25 protein-coding genes and 3 pseudogenes are annotated in these 23,379 nt (G+C 62.9%); 20 read left to right on the plus strand and 8 right to left on the minus strand.

Annotated elements, in window-relative coordinates:
- Positions 1 to 78 precede the first annotated feature (78 nt).
- Complete coding sequence (locus tag BUA41_RS15400) at positions 79 to 1,662, plus strand: multicopper oxidase family protein (protein WP_072824457.1); 1,584 nt, start codon at positions 79 to 81, stop codon at positions 1,660 to 1,662.
- 50 nt (positions 1,663 to 1,712) lie between these two features.
- Positions 1,713 to 2,333: a class I SAM-dependent methyltransferase gene (locus BUA41_RS15405; RefSeq protein ID WP_072824459.1), complete on the plus strand. Its 621-nt coding sequence runs from the start codon at positions 1,713 to 1,715 to the stop codon at positions 2,331 to 2,333.
- Positions 2,334 to 2,505: 172 nt separating this feature from the next.
- On the opposite strand, the gene BUA41_RS15410 is transcribed toward BUA41_RS15405, so the two are convergent.
- The 3 genes and pseudogenes from BUA41_RS15410 to BUA41_RS15425 all read right to left on the minus strand — a co-directional run bounded on the left by BUA41_RS15410 (position 2,506) and on the right by BUA41_RS15425 (position 5,195).
- Positions 2,506 to 2,859 (minus strand): hypothetical protein, encoded by a 354-nt coding sequence (locus tag BUA41_RS15410; protein ID WP_072824461.1) that lies wholly within the window; start codon positions 2,857 to 2,859, stop codon positions 2,506 to 2,508.
- A gap of 597 nt (positions 2,860 to 3,456) precedes the next feature.
- Positions 3,457 to 4,215 (minus strand): ZIP family metal transporter, encoded by a 759-nt coding sequence (locus BUA41_RS15420; protein WP_072824463.1) that lies wholly within the window; start codon positions 4,213 to 4,215, stop codon positions 3,457 to 3,459.
- Between the two features lie 142 nt (positions 4,216 to 4,357).
- Positions 4,358 to 5,195, minus strand: a pseudogene (locus BUA41_RS15425) (cation efflux transmembrane domain-containing protein).
- A gap of 229 nt (positions 5,196 to 5,424) precedes the next feature.
- On the opposite strand from BUA41_RS15425, the gene BUA41_RS15430 reads away from it, so the two are divergent.
- From BUA41_RS15430 to BUA41_RS15440, 3 genes are all read left to right on the plus strand, one after another.
- Positions 5,425 to 6,093: a DsbA family protein gene (locus tag BUA41_RS15430; protein ID WP_072824467.1), complete on the plus strand. Its 669-nt coding sequence runs from the start codon at positions 5,425 to 5,427 to the stop codon at positions 6,091 to 6,093.
- A complete protein-coding gene (locus BUA41_RS15435; protein ID WP_084671684.1) occupies positions 6,090 to 7,352 on the plus strand; it encodes a M23 family metallopeptidase in 1,263 nt (420 codons plus the stop codon). The genes BUA41_RS15430 and BUA41_RS15435 overlap by 4 nt, the downstream gene beginning before the upstream one ends.
- Before the next feature lie 125 nt (positions 7,353 to 7,477).
- On the plus strand, positions 7,478 to 8,260 hold the full coding sequence (locus BUA41_RS15440; protein WP_072824469.1) for a ZIP family metal transporter: 783 nt from the start codon (positions 7,478 to 7,480) through the stop codon (positions 8,258 to 8,260).
- 29 nt (positions 8,261 to 8,289) lie between these two features.
- Here BUA41_RS15440 and BUA41_RS15445 read toward each other — a convergent pair whose 3' ends face one another.
- Positions 8,290 to 8,769 (minus strand): MerR family transcriptional regulator, encoded by a 480-nt coding sequence (locus BUA41_RS15445; protein ID WP_072824471.1) that lies wholly within the window; start codon positions 8,767 to 8,769, stop codon positions 8,290 to 8,292.
- Positions 8,770 to 8,835: 66 nt separating this feature from the next.
- Between BUA41_RS15445 and BUA41_RS15450 the strand changes: the two genes are divergently transcribed.
- The 9 genes from BUA41_RS15450 to BUA41_RS19675 all read left to right on the plus strand — a co-directional run bounded on the left by BUA41_RS15450 (position 8,836) and on the right by BUA41_RS19675 (position 17,155).
- On the plus strand, positions 8,836 to 11,031 hold the full coding sequence (locus tag BUA41_RS15450; protein ID WP_072824473.1) for a heavy metal translocating P-type ATPase: 2,196 nt from the start codon (positions 8,836 to 8,838) through the stop codon (positions 11,029 to 11,031).
- Positions 11,032 to 11,051: 20 nt separating this feature from the next.
- Positions 11,052 to 11,531 (plus strand): signal peptidase II, encoded by a 480-nt coding sequence (gene lspA, locus BUA41_RS15455; protein ID WP_444939608.1) that lies wholly within the window; start codon positions 11,052 to 11,054, stop codon positions 11,529 to 11,531.
- A 4-nt stretch (positions 11,532 to 11,535) separates the two neighbouring features.
- Positions 11,536 to 13,038, plus strand: a complete 1,503-nt coding sequence (gene lnt, locus BUA41_RS15460; RefSeq protein WP_072824477.1) for an apolipoprotein N-acyltransferase — start codon at positions 11,536 to 11,538, stop codon at positions 13,036 to 13,038.
- Positions 13,039 to 13,127: 89 nt separating this feature from the next.
- A complete protein-coding gene (locus tag BUA41_RS15465; RefSeq protein WP_084671687.1) occupies positions 13,128 to 14,144 on the plus strand; it encodes a L,D-transpeptidase family protein in 1,017 nt (338 codons plus the stop codon).
- Positions 14,145 to 14,233: 89 nt separating this feature from the next.
- Complete coding sequence (locus BUA41_RS15470; protein ID WP_072824479.1) at positions 14,234 to 15,112, plus strand: cytochrome c oxidase assembly protein; 879 nt, start codon at positions 14,234 to 14,236, stop codon at positions 15,110 to 15,112.
- Positions 15,090 to 15,554 (plus strand): copper chaperone PCu(A)C, encoded by a 465-nt coding sequence (locus tag BUA41_RS15475; protein ID WP_227370340.1) that lies wholly within the window; start codon positions 15,090 to 15,092, stop codon positions 15,552 to 15,554. Before BUA41_RS15470 ends, BUA41_RS15475 begins: the two co-directional genes overlap by 23 nt.
- Before the next feature lie 10 nt (positions 15,555 to 15,564).
- The gene (locus BUA41_RS15480) at positions 15,565 to 16,143 is read left to right on the plus strand and encodes an SCO family protein (RefSeq protein ID WP_072824483.1); all 579 of its coding nucleotides are present in this window, start codon (positions 15,565 to 15,567) and stop codon (positions 16,141 to 16,143) included.
- A gap of 59 nt (positions 16,144 to 16,202) precedes the next feature.
- Entirely contained in the window at positions 16,203 to 16,583 is a 381-nt protein-coding gene (locus tag BUA41_RS19670) for a hypothetical protein (RefSeq protein WP_319799293.1), read from the plus strand.
- An 11-nt stretch (positions 16,584 to 16,594) separates the two neighbouring features.
- Positions 16,595 to 17,155, plus strand: a complete 561-nt coding sequence (locus BUA41_RS19675; RefSeq protein ID WP_340641251.1) for a hypothetical protein — start codon at positions 16,595 to 16,597, stop codon at positions 17,153 to 17,155.
- Positions 17,156 to 17,348: 193 nt separating this feature from the next.
- Here the strand turns inward: BUA41_RS19675 and merR are convergent, their stop codons facing one another.
- Complete coding sequence (merR, locus tag BUA41_RS15490) at positions 17,349 to 17,789, minus strand: mercury resistance transcriptional regulator MerR (RefSeq protein WP_072824485.1); 441 nt, start codon at positions 17,787 to 17,789, stop codon at positions 17,349 to 17,351.
- Between the two features lie 73 nt (positions 17,790 to 17,862).
- On the opposite strand from merR, the gene merT reads away from it, so the two are divergent.
- Genes merT through BUA41_RS19525 form a run of 6 tightly spaced genes read left to right on the plus strand, consistent with a single transcriptional unit; the run spans position 17,863 to position 21,103 of the window.
- Positions 17,863 to 18,213 (plus strand): mercuric ion transporter MerT, encoded by a 351-nt coding sequence (gene merT, locus BUA41_RS15495; protein ID WP_072824487.1) that lies wholly within the window; start codon positions 17,863 to 17,865, stop codon positions 18,211 to 18,213.
- A 14-nt stretch (positions 18,214 to 18,227) separates the two neighbouring features.
- Positions 18,228 to 18,506, plus strand: a complete 279-nt coding sequence (merP, locus tag BUA41_RS15500) for a mercury resistance system periplasmic binding protein MerP (RefSeq protein WP_072824489.1) — start codon at positions 18,228 to 18,230, stop codon at positions 18,504 to 18,506.
- Between the two features lie 2 nt (positions 18,507 to 18,508).
- Positions 18,509 to 18,760, plus strand: a complete 252-nt coding sequence (gene merF, locus BUA41_RS15505) for a mercury resistance system transport protein MerF (protein WP_072824491.1) — start codon at positions 18,509 to 18,511, stop codon at positions 18,758 to 18,760.
- The gene (merA, locus tag BUA41_RS15510; protein WP_084671690.1) at positions 18,753 to 20,402 is read left to right on the plus strand and encodes a mercury(II) reductase; all 1,650 of its coding nucleotides are present in this window, start codon (positions 18,753 to 18,755) and stop codon (positions 20,400 to 20,402) included. Before merF ends, merA begins: the two co-directional genes overlap by 8 nt.
- A gap of 36 nt (positions 20,403 to 20,438) precedes the next feature.
- Positions 20,439 to 20,930 carry a sterol desaturase family protein gene (locus BUA41_RS19520; RefSeq protein ID WP_227370339.1) on the plus strand — a complete coding sequence of 164 codons (492 nt, stop codon included), beginning with the start codon at positions 20,439 to 20,441 and terminating at the stop codon, positions 20,928 to 20,930.
- A gap of 29 nt (positions 20,931 to 20,959) precedes the next feature.
- Positions 20,960 to 21,103: a sterol desaturase family protein gene (locus BUA41_RS19525; RefSeq protein WP_245791938.1), complete on the plus strand. Its 144-nt coding sequence runs from the start codon at positions 20,960 to 20,962 to the stop codon at positions 21,101 to 21,103.
- Between the two features lie 134 nt (positions 21,104 to 21,237).
- On the opposite strand, the gene BUA41_RS19050 is transcribed toward BUA41_RS19525, so the two are convergent.
- The 3 genes and pseudogenes from BUA41_RS19050 to BUA41_RS15525 all read right to left on the minus strand — a co-directional run.
- Positions 21,238 to 21,654 (minus strand): hypothetical protein, encoded by a 417-nt coding sequence (locus BUA41_RS19050; protein WP_139249149.1) that lies wholly within the window; start codon positions 21,652 to 21,654, stop codon positions 21,238 to 21,240.
- Between the two features lie 300 nt (positions 21,655 to 21,954).
- A pseudogene (locus BUA41_RS15520) lies at positions 21,955 to 22,997 on the minus strand (ISAs1 family transposase).
- A gap of 120 nt (positions 22,998 to 23,117) precedes the next feature.
- Positions 23,118 to 23,379, minus strand: a pseudogene (locus tag BUA41_RS15525) (IS256 family transposase); the annotation flags it as partial.

Raw genomic sequence — 23,379 nt, forward strand, 5'->3', positions numbered from 1 at the left:
CTTGCGCAACAAAGGGTTCGTCATGGAAAAAGCCCCCGTTTGTGGCCCACCGACCATCGTGAAGAGGAGGGAAAAATCATGGACAATGTCGACCTGCAACGACGTAGCGTATTACGCCGAATCGGTGGGGTGGCGGCGCTATCGACTCTGGCGGCCGCCGGGGTGTGGTTTGGAGGGGGACGTTCCCGTTCGCTGGCGGCGTCCGCGTCGACGACCATGGAGGGCCCCTTCGACGTTGATTTGCGTTTGCGAGCCCACCCCGCCAAGGTGCCGATCCTGCCCGGCGTGCCGAGCGACGTCTGGCGCTACACGGCCGAGCGAGTCGCCGGGCCCAACGAGACCCTGACGCCGGTGGGCGAGAGCTATGCGGGCCCGCTTATCCGTCTGCACCGTGGCCAGCGTGTGCGTGTACGCATCGACAACGGGCTCCTCGAAGACACCACCGTGCACTGGCATGGCCTGCACGTGCCGCCGAACGTGGACGGCCAGCCGCGCCTGCCGATCGAACCGGGGACGAGCACGACGGTCGCCTTCGATGTCGTTGATCGCGCCGGCCTGTACTGGTATCACCCCCATCCCCATGGCCCCGATGGCGGCCGAGTCGGCCCTCAGAGCTACGCCGGCCTTGCCGGTCCGCTGATCATTAGCGACGACACCGAGCGTGCTCTCGGACTGCCCGACGGGGAGCGGGAGCTGGTGCTCATCCTGCAGGATCGTACCTTTACCGATGACAACGCGCTTCAGTACATCGGCAGTGACATGGGGGCGATGATGACCCGCATGCGGGGTTTTCGTGGCGAGCAGGTGCTGGTGAACGGCCATCCGGACGCGCGACGCGAGGTGTCCACACAGTCTTATCGATTGCGTCTGCTCAACGGTTCCAACTCGCGCATCTACAAGCTGGCCTGGAGCGGTGGCCGGGCGGTGACCGTCATTGGCACCGACGGTGGCTTGCTCGCCGAGCCCGAGCGGCGCCGCTCGGTCACCCTGGCGCCGGCCCAGCGGGTCGACCTGTGGGTCGATTTCGGCGATACCGAACCTGGTGACTCCGTGCAACTCGTGAGCGAGGCATACCAACTCGAGATGATGGGCGGAAGGGAGATGATGGGGGGCGGTGGCATGATGGGCCGAGGGATGATGGGTGACATGATGGGGAGCGAGCGGCTCACGCTGGTCACCTTCGATATCGTCGCACGGGTGAACGATTCGAGAGCCTTGCCGGAGCGGCTGGCCGAGGATTTGCCGACTTCCCCGGTGCAGGCCGATACGCCGGTTCGTCGCTTCGAGCTGGGCATGCGCATGATGCAAGGGTTCACGATTAATGGTCGGCGGATGGAGGGCGCGACGGTGGCGGACGACGAGATCGTCCGGCTGGGGGAGACGGAAATCTGGGAGTTCGTTAACAACACCATGATGCCGCATCCCATGCACGTCCATGGCCTGCAGTTCCAGGTTCAGGAGCGGATATCGGCGGGTGACAGGACAGATCTGCACGATGGCATCATCGACGCGGGGTTGCACGATACGGTGCTGGTGTTCCCGGAGGAACGGGTGCGCATCGCCTTGACCTTCAAAAGCTTCGAGGGGCTGTACATGTATCATTGCCACAACATGGAACATGAGGATGCCGGCATGATGCGCTACTACAAGGTAGTGGCATAACGAACCGACGGTATGTCGACCACAGCAACCACAAGGGATGGCGATAGCCGATGACCTTTTACGAGCAGCACGTCCTGCCGCATCTTCTCCACCTGGCGTGCGGTAGCGAGGTGGTCGAGCGTCAACGGGCGGCCGTGGTGCCGCAAGCGCGAGGCCGGGTCCTGGAGGTTGGCATGGGCTCCGGCCTCAACCTGCCTCACTACGATCCGCAGCGTGTCGAGCTGGTGTGGGGACTCGAGCCCTCCGCGGGCATGCGCCGCAAGGCCCGCCATCACGCCGCCGGGGCGCCGTTCGAGGTTCGCTGGCTGAACTTGCCGGGGGAGGAGATCCCTCTCGAGGACGACAGTGCCGATACCGTGGTGCTGACCTACACCCTGTGCACGATCCCCGACTGGCACCGAGCGCTCGAGCAGATGCGGCGCGTGCTCAAGCCGAGTGGCCAACTGCTGTTCTGCGAACACGGCACGGCCCCCGACGAGGGCGTGCGCCAGTGGCAGGACCGCGTCAACCCTCTGTGGCGCAGAGTGGCGGGGGGCTGCCATCTCAACCGCGCCATCCCCGAGCTCATCGAGCACGCCGGCTTCCGTATCCAGCGGATGGAAACGGGCTATCTGCCGAAGGTCCCGCGATTTGCCGGTTCCAATTTCTGGGGAACCGCCGCTCCCCGTTGACCAAGCCTTCGTGTAAGGATGCGATCAGCGGGCAAGTGATGCCGAGGTCACACCTGCACGAGCAGGGCCGTGGCGTACATAATCCCCACACCGACGGTGCCACCCAGCACTGAAATGCCGGAAACCAGCGAGGCCGCTTCACTCCCGGTGCATCAGACCACCTCGAGCAGGCTCATCCAGCCGAGTTCCACGAATTCGCTTTGGTGGGCGTGAAACATGTAAAGCCCGGGCTCATGGTTGGCGAAGGAGAACTCCAGGATACCCCGCTGCGCCTGGCACTGTATGACCATATCCACAGTTCTGAGAGTGGGAGCAGAGTTGTGCCATGATCGTAGTAGTCGTAGAAGTTGGCATGCAGGTGCGGCAAATTCACTGGATCGAACTTGGTGACGTTGATCAGGTAGATCCGCGCGGTTCGCGCCCGTTCGAGGCGGATGGGCCGGTTCACATAGGCATGCGCCACCGTGTTGACCGCATAGAGCTCGCTCTCCTCATCGAAATTGGTGTCGAAGCCATTCAACACCATCCCGAACTCCTGCCAGCGGGCATTCGCCCCACTGCCGCGCAGAGGCGAGCGTGCCGTCTCTTCATATTTGGGGGTGCTGCTCGGAATCGACGATGAAGGCCGTACAGGCCCTCGTGAATATGACACTTCAGCGGCAACAAATGGCAGTGATAAAGATGGCAACCGAAAAGTTCGACATCGAATTCAGGGTATCCGGATTATATGGTTGAAGGGGTGCTTATGCCCCTCCGAACCCTTCATCCCTCCAGAAGGTTGATAGATCGACACCGAAGTTCTTGTCGGGCTCGGGAAGGTCCATGCTGTAGGTCATGGTGGCCCTGCCCAAGAACGAAGATTCTTTGGTCTGTGGCGATTTCTTCCACGATGACAACGTGGCGGTACCGATCATCGACCGGATCATCCGTCACTCGCACCTCTATACGTTATACGTTGGGAGGCGAGAGCTACCGGCTGAAGCAGAAGACGCTCAGCTGACGGTCATAGGTGGGTCAGTTCTGATGGCCATTGACAGACGTGATTAGGTACGCCCTGAGAAGGGCGGTGCATTGCTTCGAGCCAGCACGTCAGTGGCTGTGCTGAAGGGGACCAGCGTGGCCGTTAGCTTTGCGATACCACTCCTTCCAAGCCCGCCGAGACCAGAACGAACAGGACGAAGCCGCCTATGAAAGCCAGAGGCGAGACGTGGGTGTCTTCACCGCTCTCATGCGCCTCGGATACCATGTCTTCGATAGCAGCGACCGTAAGAAGACCTGACGTGAACGTCAAGGCCGCTAGCTTGAACGCCTCCGGTTGGTTTCTGAGCACGAAGTAAGCAAAGATGGCTGCCGAGAGCACGGGAATTGCAAAGGAGGCAGAGAGCAGCAAGCGCTTGCTGCGGCGAACCCCTTTGTCTTTCATGTTGGCGATCGCCGCAAAGCCCTCAGGGAAATCCGCTAGAACCTGGCCCGCCGCCAGGATGATCGCAACCGACGGCGCGACCGCAGACCCCGCCCCGACCAGGAGACCATCGCTGAACAGGTCGATGGACACGGCGATATAGATCATCCAGACGCTCGACTGACCGTTCTCTCCCTGCCGGTCTTGCCGCTTCTGGATAATCTCGACAAGTTTCTCGAGACCTACGTAAGCGATGCCGCCCAACGCGAAAGCGAGGGCGATTAGCCAAGCTGAGAGTCCCTCGAGCACGCGCGGCATGATTTCAACTGCCACCACCGCAATGACGAGGCCGGCGGCACCATGAAGGGCATAATTGAGACGGCGCCCGGTAGTCAAGGAAACTTCCGCAGCGAGCCCACCACTGAAGTTGCCTAGTGCGGGAAGCAGCGCCAGGCCGAGTACCAGCCAGATACTATCCATTAATATCCTTCCTTGGTTGATGCCTAGACACGCTCCCTTGCTGGCTCCGAGATCTCGCACCATCGCTGTCGTACAGGTCTGGCGCGATCATGAAGCCACCTCGACCAGTGTTCACGGCAGCAATAGCTGCTACCGTGAGGCCTCACGCCTTGATTGCCAGAATACGCCGAGCGCCGTTGAAGACGATTAGGCCCACGATGGTACCGATAAGCAGATCCGGATAGCTAGACCCCGTCCAGGCGACCAAGGCACCGGCGGCGATGACGCCCATGTTGATGACCACATCGTTGGCCGAGAATATCCAGCTTGCCTGCATATGCGCGCCGCCCCCGCGGTGCTTGGAGATCAATAGCAGACAGCCAGTATTAGCAATCAACGCGACGAACACAATGGCCATCATCATCAGCGATTCGGGCTCACTACCAAATACAAAGCGCCTCCCCACTTCTACGAGGACGCCGAGAGCCAGAATCAGTTGGAGCACGCCAGCCAGATGCGCGGCACGCACCTGCATTTTCGCACTGTACCCTACGGCATAGAGAGCAAGGCCATAGACGGTTGCATCGGCAAACATGTCCAGGGAATCCGCGATCAGGCCGGTAGACTGGGCGATCAGACCAGCAGTCAACTCCACCACGAACATGGGAGCATTGATGCCGAGCAACAGCCGCAGGGAGCCAGGCTCCTGAGAAGCAGAGTCAGCCGAGCTCTCAAGGACTTCGATCCTCTCCGGGTCGGCGGCTTGAGTCTCCTGAAGCGAGGCCTCCAGCCCTAAGGCCGCCAGTTTCACGATAATGGGCTCAACCGCGCCATCATGCACGACTTCCAACCGGCGGTTCGATAAGTCAAAGGACAGCGTTCGAAGCTCATCAAAACTGTTCAGCGCCAAGCGGATCGTCCGCTCTTCTGACGGTCAAATCCATTTTCGGCACGGCATAAACGCTGAACCATTCCCCTGACGCTTCGGAGAAAATTGGCATATCGGTATCCGCTGCAGGCGTTACATCGCAGCCGCATTGGCCACCACAGGCTATGGCTCACCCGCCGGACGCCTTGCGGAGATGCGCGGGAAGCAGGTATTGAACCTGTACCAGCTAGAGCTTGTAAGCTTGACGCTTTCATCGTCGGCGCCGTATCGGCGCGTGGCCCTGGCCACTCGCTGCGCGCCGAGTTTCGTGGGTTAACCCGATCATCTCGTGAGGAAATAAGATGATACGACGTGCGGCTGTTATCTTGGTGGGCGCGCTGGTCCTGGTGGCCATTATCGTTGCCGTTTCGAATCCCTCGTTGGTTGGAGCCGCATCGGAGTCGGCGAGTCGTGAGGCCGATAACAGCCTCGTCCGCTCTCATTCGCCGATCCTGGGGCCCGATGACGCGCCGGTCACCATCGTCGAGTTCTTCGATCCGGCCTGTGAGGCCTGTCGCGCCTTCTATCCGCTCACCAAGAAAATCCTGAACACCTACCCCGACCAGGTCCGCCTGGTGGTGCGCTATACCCCCTTCCATGGCGAGGTGTCAGAAACGGCCATTCGCGTGCTGGAAGCCGCCAGGCTGCAGGGGGGCTTCGAGCCGGTGCTGGAGGCACTGCTGGCTCGCCAGAACCAGTGGGCGGCCCACGGCAGCTTCGATGAGGCCGCCATCCTGGAGATCGCCAGCCAGGCCGGGCTGGACAGCGCCCAGGCGCAGGAGCAACTCGATTCCCCTGAGGTCCAGGCGGTATTCGAGCAGGACAAGGAAGACGTCAAGGCCAACCAGATCCGCCAGACCCCGACCTTCTTCATCAATGAGGAACAGCTGGACCCCTTCGGCATGCAGGAGCTGGTCGATGCTGTTCAGCGAGAGGTGGAGGAGCTTTCCGAAGCAGGAGGGGGCTCATGACGCGACGCTGGTGGCTGGTGGGGCTATTGGGATTGAGCCCCCTGCTGGCGGATGCGAGCTGGCAAGAGAATACCTGGCTCGCCTCGGCGTCCCAGGCGTCGACCGGCGAGCCGGAGAGGAACCGCTCTCTGCCGAATGCTCGGCGGCCCGACGGCAGCACCAAGACGCTCAGGGTGGCATCCGGCGACACGCTCGCCTCCCTGTTGCGCCGCCTGGGCGCCGATGCCGAGACCCAACAACATGCCATCACCACCCTGACCGATAAGTTCGATCCGAGGCAGCTGCAGCCAGGCAATCGCGTGAGCCTGACCAGGCTGGACGACGGGCGGCCACTCTCGGTTGCCATCGAGCGGGCCTCCGGCGTGCGATACATTGTCACGCTGGACGAGCGACCTAGGGCGCGCGTGGTCCAGCCTCGTACCGAGACCCGGGTGCTAGGGCGCGAGATCGTGATCGAGTCCTCGCTCTACGCGGCACTCGCGTCAGCGGCGTTACCGACACGCTTCGCCGCGGATCTCGAGGCCCTGCTGGCTGGCATCATGAACGTTCGCCGAGATCTTAGCGGCGGAGAACGCCTGCAGCTGCTGTGGCAAGAGATGCGCCGCGAGAACGGTGCACGAGTCGGTGATCCACGCTTGACCTATGCCGGACTTGTGCGTCGGGCACAGCGGCTGGAGGTGGTTTGGCCACAGGGTCAGGGCGGGCCAGTGATGCTGTTCAAGGATGGCAAGCTGCAGGACACCTTGCGTTTCCCGGTGCTGGGTGCCCGCCTGACGTCCCCGTTCGGCAACCGGCGCCATCCGGTGTATGGCGGGGTCCGCCGTCATGACGGCATCGATCTTGCCGCGCCGCGTGGCACGCCGGTGGTGGCGGCAGCGTCAGGGCGCATCTCCTTTCTTGGACGTCGGGGAGGATATGGACGCGTCGTCGAGCTCGAGCATGCGTCGGGCACCATCAGTCGCTACACCCACCTCAGTCGCTTCACTCCCGGGCTTGCGGTTGGCGACTCGGTCATCACGGGCGACCCATTGGGCGCGGTAGGCGCATCCGGGCTCACGACCGGCCCCAACCTGCATTACGAAGTGAGAGTGGATGATCGACCGGTCGATCCTCTCAAGGAGGGGCAACGCCTGCTGCAAGAAAGCGACTCGCCGAGGCGTGAGGACTATCGCGTGGCCCTGTTCGAGGCGCGGGCACAGCTGCAGGAGGTGATCAGTGATCCCGTCGCTTCTGACTTGGCGGCACTGGACCGCCCATAGGTCTCCGGCAATTTTCCAGATCGCAAGCCATATGAGGGCACGCGCTCACAGGGCACGTCGAGCCACCACCGGCACGGCATTCGTCATTCACCTGCGTTAGACACTCACCTGCACAGGCAGAACTCATGGAAGCGCTTTCCCCGGTCTCGCTGGGTTTTCTGGGTAGCCTGGCCGCCGGCGCGATGACGGCTGTCGGGGCGCTTCCGGTGCTCGTGAGCAGAACGCCCGATAGGGCCATCCGGGACCTGGCGCTGGGGTTCGCCGCCGGGGTCATGCTCGCGGCGTCGTTCTTCTCCCTGATCATCCCATCCCTGGACGCCTCCGAGCTGCGCTATGAGGGGAGCGTCATTCCCGCCTCCATCGCCTGCTTGTCGATCCTGCTGGGTATCGGGATGGTGGCGCTGATGAACGAATGGCTTCCTCATGAGCACTTCCAGCAGGGTCGTGAGGGCCCCGAGGCGGCGTCTTTGCGTCGGGTCTGGCTGTTCATCATCGCCATCACGATTCATAACCTGCCGGAAGGCCTCGCGGTCGGCGTCGCGTTCGGTGCTGGGGGCCGCGAGGGCGGGCTGCCACTCGCCATCGGCATCGGCCTGCAGAATGCGCCGGAAGGCCTGGCCGTTGCGGTGTCGCTGCTCGGTGAGGGCTACTCCCGCTGGCGGTCGTGGAGTATCGCTGCCCTGACGGGCCTGATCGAACCACTGGGCGGCCTGATGGGCGCGGGCATCGTTACCGTTTCCCAGACGCTGCTGCCCTGGGGCCTGGCGTTCGCCGCCGGGGCCATGCTCTACGTCATCAGCCATGAAATCATCCCCGAGACCCACCGTAGTGGCCACCAGAACAAGGCAACGCTGGGGCTCTCGGTGGGGCTGGTGCTCATGCTGTTTCTGGATGTTTCGCTGGGCTGAGGCGTTGAAGGGTAAACGCATGGAACAAGCTACCCCAGGCCTTGGGCACCGCCATGGGCTGACTCGCCGATGCACAGCTGATGATCGCTCAGTACCTCGATGATGCGGCAGCTCTCGACCCTGCCACCGGCACACTGGCCCACCATCCTCCTGAGCTCTTCACGTAGTGCGGAGAGCCGCTGAAGACGTGACTCGACCTCCTCCAGGTGATGCTTGGCGATGGCATCGACCTCGTGGCAGGGCATCTGCGGATGGTCCGCCATCTCCAGCAGCTCACGCACCGCCTCCACCGAGAAGCCGAAGTCACGGGCATGGCGAATGAACGTCAGCCGCCTGACAGCTGCCTCACCGTAGCGGCGCTGACCGCCCTCGGTGCGCGGGGCGTCACGAAGCAACCCGATGCGTTCGTAGTAGCGCACCGTTTCGGGCTTGCAGCCGGCGCGTCGGGCCAGCTCACCGATGCCGAGCGCGGGGCAATCAATAAGCGCTGGCGTAGTATCACCGGACATGGCTTGAACCTCTAGTCGCTACAAGGTTTATGCTTCAGACGATAAATCATCTCAAGGAGTGACGCCATGGGCGAATCGACGCACCAGGAGACTTCCCCGGCCCTCTCTTTACGAGTCGAGGGCATGGACTGTGGTGGCTGCGAACGCAAGGTCGAGGCCGCGCTGGGCCGCCTGGCGGGCATCGCGGAGGTGTCGGCCAGTTCGGTCACCGGCTCGGTGAAAATACATCCTCAACAGAACACGACGCCCCCTCATGAGGCGATCGAGCGAGCCCTCAACGAGCTTGGCTACCGCCTGGTCGATGAAGAGGCAGCGAGTGAATCCGCCACCGCATCGGCCTCCTGGTGGCAGACCGCCAAGGGGCGCCTGGTGCTCGTCACCGGATGTTTACTGGTACTGGCTTTCGCCCTGCGCCTGGCCTGGCCGGCCCTGGGCAACTGGCCCTTCGTCGCGGCCACCCTGGTGGGGCTGGTGTCCATCGTGCAGGCCGCCTGGGGCGCGCTGAAACAACGCAACCCCTTCACCATCGAGATGCTGATGAGCATCGCCGCCCTGGGGGCCCTGGCCATCAATGCCGCCGCCGAGGCGGCAGTGGTGGTCTTCCTGTTCGCCGTGGGCGAGTTGCTGGAGGGAGTGGCCGCGTCGAGGGCACGACGCAGTATCTCGGCCCTGGCGGACCTGACGCCGTCCACGGCGAGGCTGATGGAAGATGGGGACACCCGTGAGGTCTCGGCCGCCTCGCTCACGCCCGGGCAGCGAGTCCTGGTGCGGCCGGGCGACCGCGTGCCCTGCGATGGGCGTATCCTGACCGGCGAATCCGATCTGGATGAGTCACCGATCAACGGCGAGTCCGTGCCGCGATCGCGCGCCCCCGGCGATGACGTCTTCGCCGGCACGGTGAACCTCGATGCCGCCCTGGAGGTGGAGGTAACCCGCAGCGCCGAGGACAACACCATCGCCCGGGTCATCCGACTGGTGGAAGAGGCCCAGGCCGCCAAGGCACCGGTGGCACGCTTCATCGACCGCTTCGCTCGCTACTACATGCCGGCGGTGGTGGGGCTCGCCCTGCTGATGGCGGTGGTGCCGCCGCTGGTCTCGACCATGGCCTGGTCGGAATCGGTCTATCGCGCCCTGGCCCTGCTGTTGATCGCTTGTCCCTGTGCCCTGGTGATCTCGACCCCCGCCGCCATCGCTGCCGGCCTCTCGGCGGGCGCCCGGCGGGGCTTGCTGATCAAGGGCGGCGCGGTGCTTGAACAACTGGGCAAACTCCGAACGGTGGCGCTGGACAAGACTGGCACTCTCACCGCCGGTGCTCCCAAGGTCACCGACGTGGAGGTCTGGGCCTCCGGCCAGAGCACGCAGGAGATCCTGAGGCTGGCGGCCGCGATGGAGCGTGATTCCAGTCACCCCATCGCCATGGCCATCCTCGCCCATGCGAAGCAACAGGGGCTTTCATTGCCCCAGGCGAGTGAGAGCCGCGCCATGGCGGGCCGAGGGGTCGCCGGTTGGGTCGAGGGGCGTGAGCTGAGCCTGATCACGCCTCGCCACCTGGCAGAACAGGCCGCCCTCGACCACGACCTGGCCGCTCGGATCGCCGAGTTGGAACACGCCGGCAAGAGTCTCGCCGTGCTGGTCGAAGGCGAGCGTCCGCTAGGCCTGATCGCTGTGCGCGATGAACCTCGCGACGATGCCCGGGAGGGGCTGACAGCGCTGTCGCGCCTGGGCGTGCAGGCGGTGATGCTCAGCGGCGACAATGCGCGTACCGCCGCTGCCATCGGTGACAGCCTGGGCATCGAGGCACATGGAGAGCTGATGCCCGAGGACAAGGCCCAGCGCGTGCAGCAATGGCAGGCCACCGGACGCGGGCCGGTCGGCAAGGTGGGCGACGGCATCAACGACGCCCCCGCGCTGGCCGCGGCCGAAGTTGGCATCGCCATGGGCGGCGGCACGGATGTGGCACTGGAAACCGCGGATGCGGCGCTGCTCAAGAACCGCGTCGGCGGCATCGCCGAGCTGATCGACCTGTCCCGGGCCACGCTGCACAACGTCAAGACCAACGTCGCCCTGGCGCTGGGCCTGAAGGCCATTTTCCTGGTGACCACGGCGCTGGGCATCACCGGCATGTGGATCGCGGTGATGGCGGATACCGGCGCCACCGTGCTGGTGACCCTGAACGCCATGCGGCTGCTGGGCTATCGCTTCTCGCCAGGCAATGCCACGAGTGGCCCGGCGAGCCCGCGCTACCAGAAAGCCACATCATGAGGACAGGGCGGATACCGATAGTGCCGCGCCGCTGGTACTGGTTGGCACTGGCCGTCATGGTCGGCCTGGCCGACCAAGCCATCAAGGGGCTGGTGCAGGCGCTGATGCCTTATGGCCAGACCATCCCGCTAGCCCCGTTCTTCAACTGGGGCCACTGGTGGAACACGGGGGCAGCCTTCAGCTTCCTCGCCGATGCAGGCGGCTGGCAGCGCTATCTCTTCCTGGGCCTGACGGGGATGGTGACTATCGTCCTGACGATACTGCTGTGCAGGCCCAGACCCCGCCTGGAGGCGCTGGGATACAGCTTGATGCTGGGTGGCGCGCTGGGCAATGGCATCGACCGCCTGGCACGAGGGTATGTCATAGACTACCTGGACTTCTACTGGCGTGAGTGGCACTGGCCCGCCTTCAACCTGGCGGATATCGCCCTGTTCCTGGGTGTCATCGCCTTTGCGATTGCGGCCTTGCGTGAGCGTCCCTCCTCCAGAGTGTCTGAGTAACGGCATGGATGCAGAGAACCTGCCAGCCCGGTACATGACGCTTGCCGGCCGGATCTCTCCGGCCCTCGGCTGTTTGCTGGCTCTGACTGCTGGGGGGCTGACCACGCTCAGCGCCGCGCCCTTCGCGCTGTGGTGGCTGGGCCCGCTGGCGGTGGCACTGGTCTATTCCGGCATCCATGCCCTGACACCCGCTCAGGCCGCCCTGCGCGGCTGGTGCTATGGCGTGGGCCTGTTCGGCTCCGGCGCCTCCTGGGTCTTCGTCGCGATCCACGACTACGGCTATACGGGGGCGCCTCTGGCGCTCTTCCTCACTGGCCTGTTCGTGGCCAGCCTGGCGCTGTTCTTCGCCGTCCCCTTCGGGCTCTATCGCCGCGTCACGGGACCACGCCTGGCCTTCCTCAGCTTCGCCGGCGCCTGGGTAGTGAGCGAGTGGCTGCGCACCTGGCTGTTTACTGGGTTTCCTTGGCTACTGCTGGGCACGTCTCAGGTCGACTCGCCGCTGGCGGCCTGGGCCCCGGTCGGCGGAGTCTATCTGCTGTCACTGGCCACCGCCCTGACCGGTACCTTGGGCGTGGAGCTGCTGCGCCGACGCTGGTGGGCTGCGGCGCCCATCGCTGCTCTCTGGCTCATCCCTCTGGCCCTGCCGACCCAGTGGACCTCCCCGGCCGGTGAGCCGCTGCGGGTCGCCTTGCTGCAGAGTAACCTGGATCAGGCGATCAAGTGGGCGCCCGAGGGCCAGCGCGAGGCAGTCAACATCTACACGGCGTTGACCGGGGAGCAGCCCGACGGCATCGACCTGATCGTCTGGCCCGAGGTGGCTCTGCCGATGCTCGAGGTGCAGGCCCGGCCAATACTGGAACGGGTGCAGTCCAACCTAGCCCCCGACACCGCCCTGCTCACCGGCATCCTGCAGCGCGACGGCGGCGACTACTACAACAGCGTGATCGGCCTGGGTGCCGCCGAGGGCGAGTATCGCAAGGCGCACCTGGTGCCCTTCGGCGAGTACCTGCCGCTGGAGCGCCTGCTCGCCGGCACCATCGCCTTGTTCGACCTGCCCATGCCGACCCTGACCCCCGGACCCGAGGATCAGGGGCCGATCCACGCAGCAGGTACCACCATCGGCAACGCCATCTGCTACGAAATCATCTACGCCGACCGGGTCGCCGAGCAGGCGCGCGGTGCCGAGCTGCTGCTGACGGTCTCCAACGACACCTGGTTCGGTCGCTCCATCGGCCCTCTGCAGCATTTGCAGATGGCCCGCCTGCGCGCCCTGGAGAACGGCCGCTATCTTATTCGTGCCACCAGCAACGGGGTGACGGCGATTATCGATCACCAAGGGCGGATTACCGCCCGTGCACCGCAGTTCCAGGTCACCAGCCTGCGCGGTGAGGCAGTGCCCATGCAGGGCCAAACCCCTTTCACCCGCACGGGCAGCTGGCCCATCTGGCTGCTGGCCGGGCTACTGGTGCTGCTTGGCTGGACATTCAACAAACGTCGGTCTGGATGACAACCCACCAGGCGAAAGGAGAGGGGATGATGGCTTTGTCGAAAGCGCATTCGGGCACAGCGGGGAACGTCTCGTTGTGGCAGCGGCGAATGCGCACACTGTTAGGGATGCTGGCCGGTTTGGCATTTTCCGGCCTCGTGCTGGCCCAGGAACAAGACGAGAGACCCCTCGGCCATTATCCGCTGCCCGAGACGGGTAACGTGATCGGCGATACCTACCGCGTATCGGTGGCCGACCAGGAACAGACCCTGATCGACATCGCCAGGCAAAACAACCTGGGGTACCAGGAGATCGTGCGCGCCAATCCAGACGTGAGTCTCTGGATTCCCGGCGAGGGTAGCGAGGTGACCATTCCCGGACGCTTCATCCTGCCCGATGCCGAGCGCACCGGTATCGTCATCAACATCGCCGAGCTGCGCCTCTACTACTACCCGGAGGTGGGCGATGGTGAGACGCCGCGCGTCGAGACCTACCCCATTGGTATCGGTCGCGAGGGGTTCGATACGCCCCTCGGCGTCACCGAGACCACCATGAACATCAAGAATCCCGCCTGGTATCCACCCGAGTCGGTACAGCGAGAAGCCAGGGAGCGCGGCGAGGAGGCGCCGAGCGTGGTCCCTCCCGGCCCGGATAATCCGCTGGGGGACCATGCCATTATCCTGGGGTTCGATGGCTACCTGATCCACGGCACCAATCAGCCGGACGGCATCGGCATGCGGGCAAGCCGAGGTTGCATTCGCATGTTTCCCGAAGACATCGAGTCGATCTTCGACCGCATACCCGCCGGCACCCAGGTCCAGATCGTCAACCAGCCCATCAAGATCGGCTTGGATGGCGGCCGGCCCCTCGTCCAGGTGTTTCCTCCCCTGGGAGAGGAAAAGCACGATATGGCGACACTGGCCGACACCCTCACACGCCTCGACCAACTCGGCAGCGAAGGCATGACCTTCGACTATGGGCAGCTCGAAAGCCTGCTCGATGCCTCGAGTGGTCGCATCGTGGCGCTGTCTCCAGCGCCGGCGGGCGAGCCGGAGAGCCAAGAGGAGGATTGGCGCTACGGAATCTATGCCGAGGTGGCACACCTTGGGAAAGACCGGCAGCCATAGGAGCGCCCAAAGTCTTTCCGAGGAACGCCATAGCGTTGGCGGCACCCGCTTGCGGCAGAGCGCAGCAGGCTTCTATGTTCACTTGAGTCATGTCGGGGGATGGGGGAAGGGCTATCGACTTCGAAGACGCTCTGGGCTACCTGCTGCCATGGGAGTTCTCGCTGACCTGGTCGGCGGCCTGCCTGATGGCCATCCTGCTCTACCTGCGGGGGCTGCGGCAGCGCCGGTTGCGTGGTGACGCCACGGGGGTGAGACGATCGGTGGCCTACCTGTTGGGCGTTGCGGCGACCTACGTCGTCACCCAGACCCATTACGACTATCTCGCCCAGTACATGTTCTTTACCCATCGTGCCCAGCACCTGGTGCTGCACCATGCAGCCCCCTTCCTGATCGCCTTGGCCGCTCCGCTGCCGGTACTGGCGGATGGTTTGCCGGCCCGAATCAGACATTTCCCGGGCAAGGGGCTTGCGGTCGACCTGCTGAGCCCACTCTACCGGCTACTGCAGCACCCGCTGATCGCACCGGTGCTGTTCGTCGGGCTGATCTATTTCTGGTTGATTCCCGAGATCCATTTTGACGCGATGCTCAGCGCCGACCTCTACCAGGTGATGAACTGGAGCATGGCACTGGATGGCCTGCTGTTCTGGTGGCTGATCCTCGATCGCCGCACGCCGCAGCAGGGTGGTCTCGGCTATGGCAAGCGCATCGCCATTCTGCTGGCGGTGATCCCGCCGCAGATTCTCCTGGGGGCCTATATCGCCTTCAGTCGGGAGGTGATCTTCGATGTCTATGAGGTGTGCGGCCGAGCCTGGCCGCTGGACCCCCTGGATGACCAGCGGCTTGGCGGCCTTATCACCTGGGTGCCGGCCACGATGATGAGTGCCATCGGAGTTCTGATCATTCTCAGCTTTCTTTTCCGTGACGCGCGTAATGAGGACCTTGCCCGTGCTAACCATCCCGTTCAATAAACTATCGTCCTTGATTCGCACGGTGTGCGGCATCGCTTTATTCCTGGTGGCCGCGCCTCCAGCGCTTGCTGCCGAGACACTGACGACAGAAGAAGCTCGCATACGCCTGCTACCGGGCGACCTCCCAGCCGCAGGCTATTTCACGCTACGTAACACCGGTGATGCCGACGTCATCCTGGTGGGTGCACAAAGCCCCGCCTTCGGCAGCGTCGAGATGCATCGCAGTGTCGATCGGGACGGCGTCGCCAGCATGCAACCGGTCGAACAGATTGAGCTGGCCGCGGGCGAGCAGATCGCATTTGCCCCGCAGGGGTACCACCTGATGCTCATGCAGCGAGCGCGGCCGCTGGCTATCGGTGAAGAGGTCGAGGTCACCCTCTTGTTCGAAGACGCGCAACGACTAATCGTGACCTTCCAGACCGTATCACCGGCGAGCCTGTAGGAGGAAAGGCATGGGCAAGTGGGTAGTTCCAGTACTCGTATCGCTTTGGCTGACAGGCTGCGGCGAGCAGGAATGGCAGACCAAGGATATCTCGGGGCTGATGCCTCCCCTCGAGTTCACCCTGACCGACGAGAAGGGCAATACCGTGGATGTCGAGTCATTCCGTGGCGAGCCGACGCTGCTGTTCTTCGGCTTCACCCATTGCCCGGATGTCTGTCCGACCACGCTTGCGCGCCTTGGCACGGCTATCAAGCGACTTGACGATGATACCCAGGAAGACATGCAGGTGCTGTTCGTCTCGGTCGACCCGGCACGCGATGATCCCGAGACGTTGAAGGAATATACCGACGCCTTCGGCCCCCAGTTCGTGGGATTAACGGGAGACAAGGAGGCCCTGGATGCCCTGACGCGCCGCTATCGCGTGACCTACGGCTATGGCGAGAAAGACGACAACGGCAACTACGATGTATCCCACTCCAGCGCTGTCTTCGCCTTCAATGACCTGGGAGAGGTACGCCTGCTGATCCGGGACAGCGACCCCCTGGAGGCCGTGGTTGCCGACCTCGAAAGGCTTGCCGACGATACCTAGGGTGACAGGCTCTCATGCCTCGGCAGCAGTTTCTCCCCCGACGAGGACATCACTGACATATGCGCGCCACACTGGAGCAGCATCAGGTCTGGATCTATTTCATCGCCATTCTGATCGGCATGGCGATCGGGTGGGGCTCGCCGGAAACGACTCAACGTTGGGAGACATGGCTCTGGCCACTGCTGGGCGTGCTGCTCTACACCACCTTCACCCAAGTGCCCCTGCTTCATCTGACCCGTGCCTTTCGTGACCGGCGTTTCATGGCCGCCCTCCTGGCAGGCAACTTCCTGCTGATACCGCTGGCCGTCGGTGCCCTGTTACTGTTGTTGCCGGAGGAGCCCGCCATTCGGCTCGGCGTACTCCTGGTACTGCTGGTGCCCTGCACGGATTGGTTTATCAGTTTGCCCATCTGGGTGGAGGGGACAGCACGCGGGCGATAGCGGCGGCCCCCTTGTTGCTGCTGGCTCAGTTGGTGATGCTGCCGGTGTATGTGTGGTGGTTCATGGGAGAGTTGGCCATCGAACTGACTGCTAGCAGCCACCTGCTGCCGGCCTTCTTTGGACTAATCGTCACGCCTCTGGTCTTGGCCTGGCTGACCGAACGGTTGGCCATGCGACACGTCGCCCTCAAGGGAATCATCGATGAGTTGGGCTGGCTCCCCATCCCTCTGCTGGCACTGGTGGTCTTGCTGATCGCCGGCTCCCAGGCCAACCTAGTAATCGACAGCGGCACCCTGCTTTGGCGGGTACTGGTGGTCTTTGTTCTCTACCTGGTGATCGCCGCGACCATCGGGAGGCTGCTCAGCCAGGTGTTCCGGCTGCCTCCTGCCACGGGACGCACTCTCACCTTCAGCTTTGGCACCCGCAACTCCTTCGTCATGCTGCCACTGGCACTGTCCCTGCCGGAAGCCTGGAGCGCGACCATCGTCGTGATCGTGCTGCAATCGCTGGTGGAGCTGTTCGGGATGGTGGCCTTTCTACGATGGGTACCTGGTCACTTGATCAGATGCTGAGGCAGTCGGAAGATGTGTTATCCGCAACGCGTCGAGCTGGTCAGGGGGGCTTGAGTCTGCCGCGGAGATGGTCGCGTGGTGGCGGGGGGCTGCCATCTCAACCGCGACATACCCAAGCTCATCGAGCACGCCGGCTCCCGTATCCAGCGAATGGAGACGGGCTATCTGCCGAAGGTCCCGCGGTTTGCCGGTTTCAATTTCTGGGGAGCCACCGCTCCCCGCTGATCGAGCCCTCGTGTAATGAGGCGATCAGCGGGCAGGTGATGCTGCCCTCCCGCTCATGACATGCCTGTACCAGTTCGGCCAGTGTCCGCTCGATGCGTCGCAGGCCGGCGATCTTCTCTTGCACATCCGCCAGTTTATGCTCGGCCAGGGTGCTGGCCTCCTGGCAATGAGTGCCATCCTCCAAGCGCAATAGCTCGGCGATCTCACCCAGGCTGAAGCCCAGTCGCTTCGCGGTTTTCACGAAGGTCAGACGCGCCACCTCGGCTGTGCCATACCGGCGAATACTGCCATAGGGCCGCTCCGGCTCCGGCAATATCCCGCGTCGCTGATAATAGCGGATGGTCTCGACATTGACGCCCGCGGCCTTGGCGAGACCGCCGATGGTCAGGGTTTCCACTTGATTCTGCATAGTGCTTGAGTCCGTACTCGGCTACGGAAGTAACCTTATCTCAGTACCCCTGTCCTGATAAGGAGAAACGTCAATGCGGAAGTCAAAAACAGGGCGAGGGCCCCTGGCCGCCGGAGGGGTAGCGGCACTTCTGGCCTCGGCTTGCTGCCTTGGGCCTCTGGTGCTGATCACGCTGGGCGTTTCCGGCGCCTGGATCGGCAACCTGACGGCCCTGGAACCCTACCGCCCGCTGTTCATCGGCGTCGCGCTGGTCGCCATGTTCTTCGCCTGGCGCCGAATCTTTCGGCCAGTGGAGCAGTGCCGGCCGGGTGAGGTGTGTGCTGTGCCACGCGTCAGAACGGCCTATAAGGCGATCTTCTGGATGGTGTCGCTGCTGGTACTGATCGCCCTGGTGTTCCCCTACTTCCTGCCCCTGTTCTATTGAAAGGAGATTTGTCCATGAGAATGCGATTCGCCCTCATCACGCTACTCGCCTTGCTCAGCATGCCTGCCCTGGCGGCCTTGCAGACCGTGACGCTCTCGGTGCCGGGCATGACCTGCGCTGCTTGCCCCATCACCGTCAAGGCCGCGCTCAACAAGGTGGAAGGCGTCTTGCAAGTCGACGTGAGCTATCCGGATCTTGAGGCCGTGGTCACCTTCGACGACACCAGAACGTCCGTGGAAGCGCTGACCCAGGCGACGACCAACGCGGGGTATCCGAGCTCGGTGAAGGAATAAGCGTGAAAGATCCGAAGAAATTTTCAAGCGTCGTGCTTGGCACCGTGCTGATGGCACTGTGTTGCGTCGTGCCAATAGTCCTGATTCTGTTCGGCACGGCTGGCCTTGCCGCGCTGACCGGCTATCTCGACTACGTGCTGTTTGCTGTCCTGGCCCTGGCCATCGTGATCGGCTTACCTCTCTACGTTCGACACCGCAAGCGTAAGCAGGACACCTGTTGTCCCCATGAAACCTCGGAGAAACGTGATGATTGAACTCAATGTGAGTGGCATGACCTGTGACAGCTGTGCGGCCCATGTCAGGGAAGCCCTGGAGAAACTGCCCGGCGTGCACTCGGCCGAGGTTTCCTATCCTCAGGGAACGGCGTCGGTAGCCGTTGATCCGGGTACACCGGCTTCGGCACTGACGTTCGCCGTGACCCGACTAGGCTACCAGGCCCGACTGGCCAACAGTGGGAGCCCTTCCCCGACAGGCGCATCGGTGTCCAAGGGCCGCGATGAAGACGCCCCGCATATCGCGGTCATCGGCAGCGGTGGCGCCGCCATGGCGGCGGCCCTGAAGGCCGACGAGCGTGGGGCCCGCATCACCCTGATCGAACGCGGTATCATCGGCGGCACCTGCGTCAATACCGGCTGCGTGCCCTCGAAGATCATGATCCGTGCCGCGCACATCGCCCACTTGCGCACGGCAAGTCCCTTCGATGCCGGCCTGAGCGCCCAGGCGCCGGTGGTGGATCGTCCGGCACTGCTGGCTCAGCAGCAAGCACGGGTGGAGGAACTACGTGATGCCAAGTACCAGGGCATTCTGAATGATAATCCCGCCATTACCGTCGTGCAGGGCGAGGCCCGCTTTGTCGATGAGCGGACCCTGACCGTTGCCCTCAGCGAAGGCGGCGAGCAAACCGTCCGCTTCGATCGCGCCTTCATCGGTACCGGCGCTCGTCCGGCCGTTCCGCCGGTACCGGGCCTGGCCGACACTCCTTACCTGACCTCCACCAGCGCACTGGCACTGGACCATATTCCCGAACGGATGGTGGTGATCGGGGCCTCGGTGGTGGCCCTGGAATTGGCCCAGGCCTTCGCCCGGCTGGGCAGCCGGGTCACTGTGCTGGCCCGCAGCCGAGTGCTGTCCCAGGAAGACCCGGCGGTGGGTGAGGCCGTGGAGGCGGCGTTTCGCCGTGAGGGCATCGAAGTGCTCAAGCAAACCCAGGCCAGCGAAGTGAGCCATGACGGCCAGCTGTTCACCCTGAACACCAACGCCGGCACCCTGCAGGCGGAGCAATTGCTGGTGGCTAGCGGCCGCGCACCCAACACCGAGGCCCTGAACCTGGCGAGTATCGGCGTGGAAACCGCGCGTGGCGCGATTCTGGTGGATGAGCACCTGCAAACCACGGTACCGGGCCTCTACGCCGCCGGTGACTGCACCGATCAACCGGAGTTTGTCTATGTGGCCGCCGCCGGGGGCAGCCGGGCCGCCGTCAACATGACGGAGGGCGACGCCACCCTGGATCTCAGCGCCATGCCGGCGGTGATCTTCACCGACCCCCAGGTGGCTACCGTCGGCCTCACGGAAGCCGAGGCACTCGAGCAGGGCGTCAGCGTGGAAACTCGCATCCTCAACCTGGAGAACGTGCCGCGGGCGCTGGTCAACTTCGACACCCTTGGCTTTATCAAGATGGTGGCCGAACGCGAGTCGGGGCGCTTGCTGGGCGTGCAGGCGGTGACGGCCAAGGCGGGTGAACTGATCCAGGCCGCCGTGATGGCGCTGCGCGCCCACATGACCGTGCAGGCCATCGGCGATGAGCTGTTTCCCTACCTGACCATGGTGGAAGGCCTCAAGCTCTGCGCCCAAACCTTCACCAAGGACGTGAAGCAGTTGTCCTGCTGTGCGGGGTAACTGATATGGGGGGATCAGGGGACAAAAGGCACCGTCATGTCAGATACGCTACTGGCTCATGAGCCGCTAATTCGTGGGGCCATCTTCACCTTCGTCCTGCTGACGATGGCACTGTGGGAGATCGTCGCCAAGCGTCGGCCTCAACACATTCACCGTCGCCAGCGCTGGCCAAGCAACCTCTTGATCGTCGTCCTCGACACATTGGCGGTTCGCTTGGTCTTCCCGCTGGCCGCCGTCGGTGCCGCCTTGGTCGCCGCCGAACGAGGCTGGGGCCTCTTTAACCTGATCGCGGTCCCGGTGTGGCTGACCGTGGTCGCTTCCGTGGTCGTGCTGGACTTGGCCATCTATTTCCAACACCGCCTCTTCCATGCTGTCCCCTGGCTCTGGCGGCTGCATCGCATGCACCATGCGGACCTGGAATTCGACGTTACTACAGGGCTGCGTTTCCATCCACTTGAGATCCTGCTCTCGATGGGCATCAAGCTCGCCGTGGTGACTCTGTTCGGGCCCCAGCGCTGGCGGTCCTGATCTTCGAGGTATTACTGAACGCCACCTCAATGTTCAACCACGCCAACATCCACCTGTCAGCCAGGCTCGATCGCCGGCTGCGCTTGCTTGTGGTGACGCCGGACATGCACCGTGTCCCCCACTCCATCATCCGTCGGGAAACCGACAGTAACTTCGGCTTCAACCTGCCCTAGTGGGATCGTCTGTTTGGCACCTACCGGGACCAACCTGCCGCCGGGCATCTCGGCATGACGATCGGCATCGAGGGGTTCAGGGAACCGCGTAACCTGCGGCTAGATCGTATGCTGCTCCAGCCCTTTGTGAGCCCTCACCAGGACGGGAAGCGACAGCGCCTTTGAGGCTGTTGCTTGTTCAGCTCATCGGCGAGTATTCCTCCGATCCTGCCAACCAGATAATCCGGAGAAAGCAAGGCGTGATCATGAATTGGTAAAAGGCCATATACACCATTTAATCTGGATACCCTTAATAGTCCGGTATGCAGCGACACGTCACTTTCGCCGACCACCGATAGTACTTGACCAAGAAACAGCGGCAGAATCGGCAACACCGTGCCGTAGCCGAGGAAGACGACGAAGGTGGCGGCGAGCAGGGTACGGAAGCCACTTCCAGGCTCCCGCATGGCCCCAGTCGTAGGGCTGCTCTCGTTACTGCACTGGCCTCGCTGATTTTTGGGGTCGAGGCTCATAGCGGTGTCGCTATTACTTGACTTTCCGTTCTCGCTCATGCGGTACCGTACTCATGAGCCAGATGGCTGAAGAATGTTAAAAATACCATGAAGTCTCCTTACTCGACCCAGTGAAATCATGAGGGAGATATGAAAATCGGCGTTGACGTAGAATCACTCGCCGATAGAGATAGCATCAAGTTCCGTACCGGTGTAGGGGAAATAGCGGGTCAGGTGGCCGGTCTCGAACGGCCCCTTAGCTCGAGACTTGCTCTGTGACCGATAATCATAAGAGATTTGCTATTGCCATGCCATGGCGTCTTGCTGTAGATCTTCCCAATCAGGGCAATCGCACATAAATCAGCTCGCCATGGTCAGCACTTTGAACAGATATTGTTCGTTCCAACCGGCCTTGAGGCGCTTGGTTTTAATGCCGCGCTTGCAGGTGGTTTCCTGACGCAGCAGATTGAGCGTGAGATGGCGCAGCATCGCCATATTGTCCGGTCCGTGATCTTTTCGAACCCGGCAGTCATCTTCGCGAAACGCCACGTCCAGGCTCCAATGCAAGCGATTCTCGATGCCCCAGTGGGCGCGGATCGCCGCGCCTAATGGCTCCGCGTTGCCCTCAAGGCTAGCGATATAATAACGCCGCTCGACCGTGGTCTGATCGTCGATTTCGCGCTCGGCTTCCACCATGCCAATGCTGTTCAACCCCGACCATTGCCCCGGGTCGACGATGCCATCGAGCGCGGTGGTCGCCCAGGTGCGGCGTGTTTCGATCTGGCCATAATCGGCGTCCACGGTTTGATGGTGGTTCACTGCGATATCGCCGAAGCCACTCGCCGCGCCGGTATCGAAGAATAGCGTGACGTCGTCATACAGCTGGCGCTGGTTGCCGTTGAGCGCCAGGACATCGTCTGCGTCTTGATCGATGATCGTGCCGGCGATGGCTTTCTGGCAGCCCATCGCACCGATTGTCACGATACCGCCGTCCAAGGCCAATAGGTCTAACAGCGCCGGAATCGCGGTGATCTCATTGGATTTGTCCTCGGTCTTGAGTTGGCCCAGGACCACGACGTTTTTCGACGCCCAGGCACTGATCATGTGAGTAGCGCTCTTGCCCTCCGCGCGGTCGTGGGAGCGACGCAATGTCTTGCCGTCGATCGCGACCACCTCGCCCCGTGTGACGTGGGCCACTGCCTCCATCCACGTGATGAAACACTGGCGAAAGCCGGCGGGATCCAGGCGCGCTTGGCGTGCCCGAATTCTTCGACGTCGGTCCAAGTGTTGGCGCCGCCTATAAAAGCGCAAATCGTGAGGATGGCGATATCCTCAAGGCTATGACGCTTGTTGCGTTCGATTCGCGGATCAACGAGGTCTTTGAAGGCGTCCTGCAGGTCCATATCGGGCACTCTCGGCGTGGATCAAAGCTCCTGTGTGCCTGAATGCTTGAGCACTGTCCAACATGCAGCTCATTTATGTGCGATTGCCCTGAGTTATTGTCAAATCCTGTGTATGGCCGGTTAGGCGGCAGTCCTATCTGACTGATCGGTCAAGGGTTCTCCATCCTGGAACTTGACGTTGTTCACGACTAGCTCCAGTTTCTTGAACCCCTTGATCCGCTTCCAGCGCTTCTGAGCGCTCTGAAGCAGCTTGAAGACCATCGCCAGGGTGGTCGCCCGGGAGCCGCAGTTCCGGCTTCGCTTGCTCCGCAGGCGGACCGTGGCGAAGGTCGACTCGATTGGGTTGGTGGTGCGGATATGCACCCAGTGCTCTGCCGGATAG

The sequence above is a fragment of the Modicisalibacter ilicicola DSM 19980 genome (genome assembly GCF_900128925.1).
Classification (GTDB): Bacteria; Pseudomonadota; Gammaproteobacteria; order Pseudomonadales; family Halomonadaceae; genus Modicisalibacter; species Modicisalibacter ilicicola.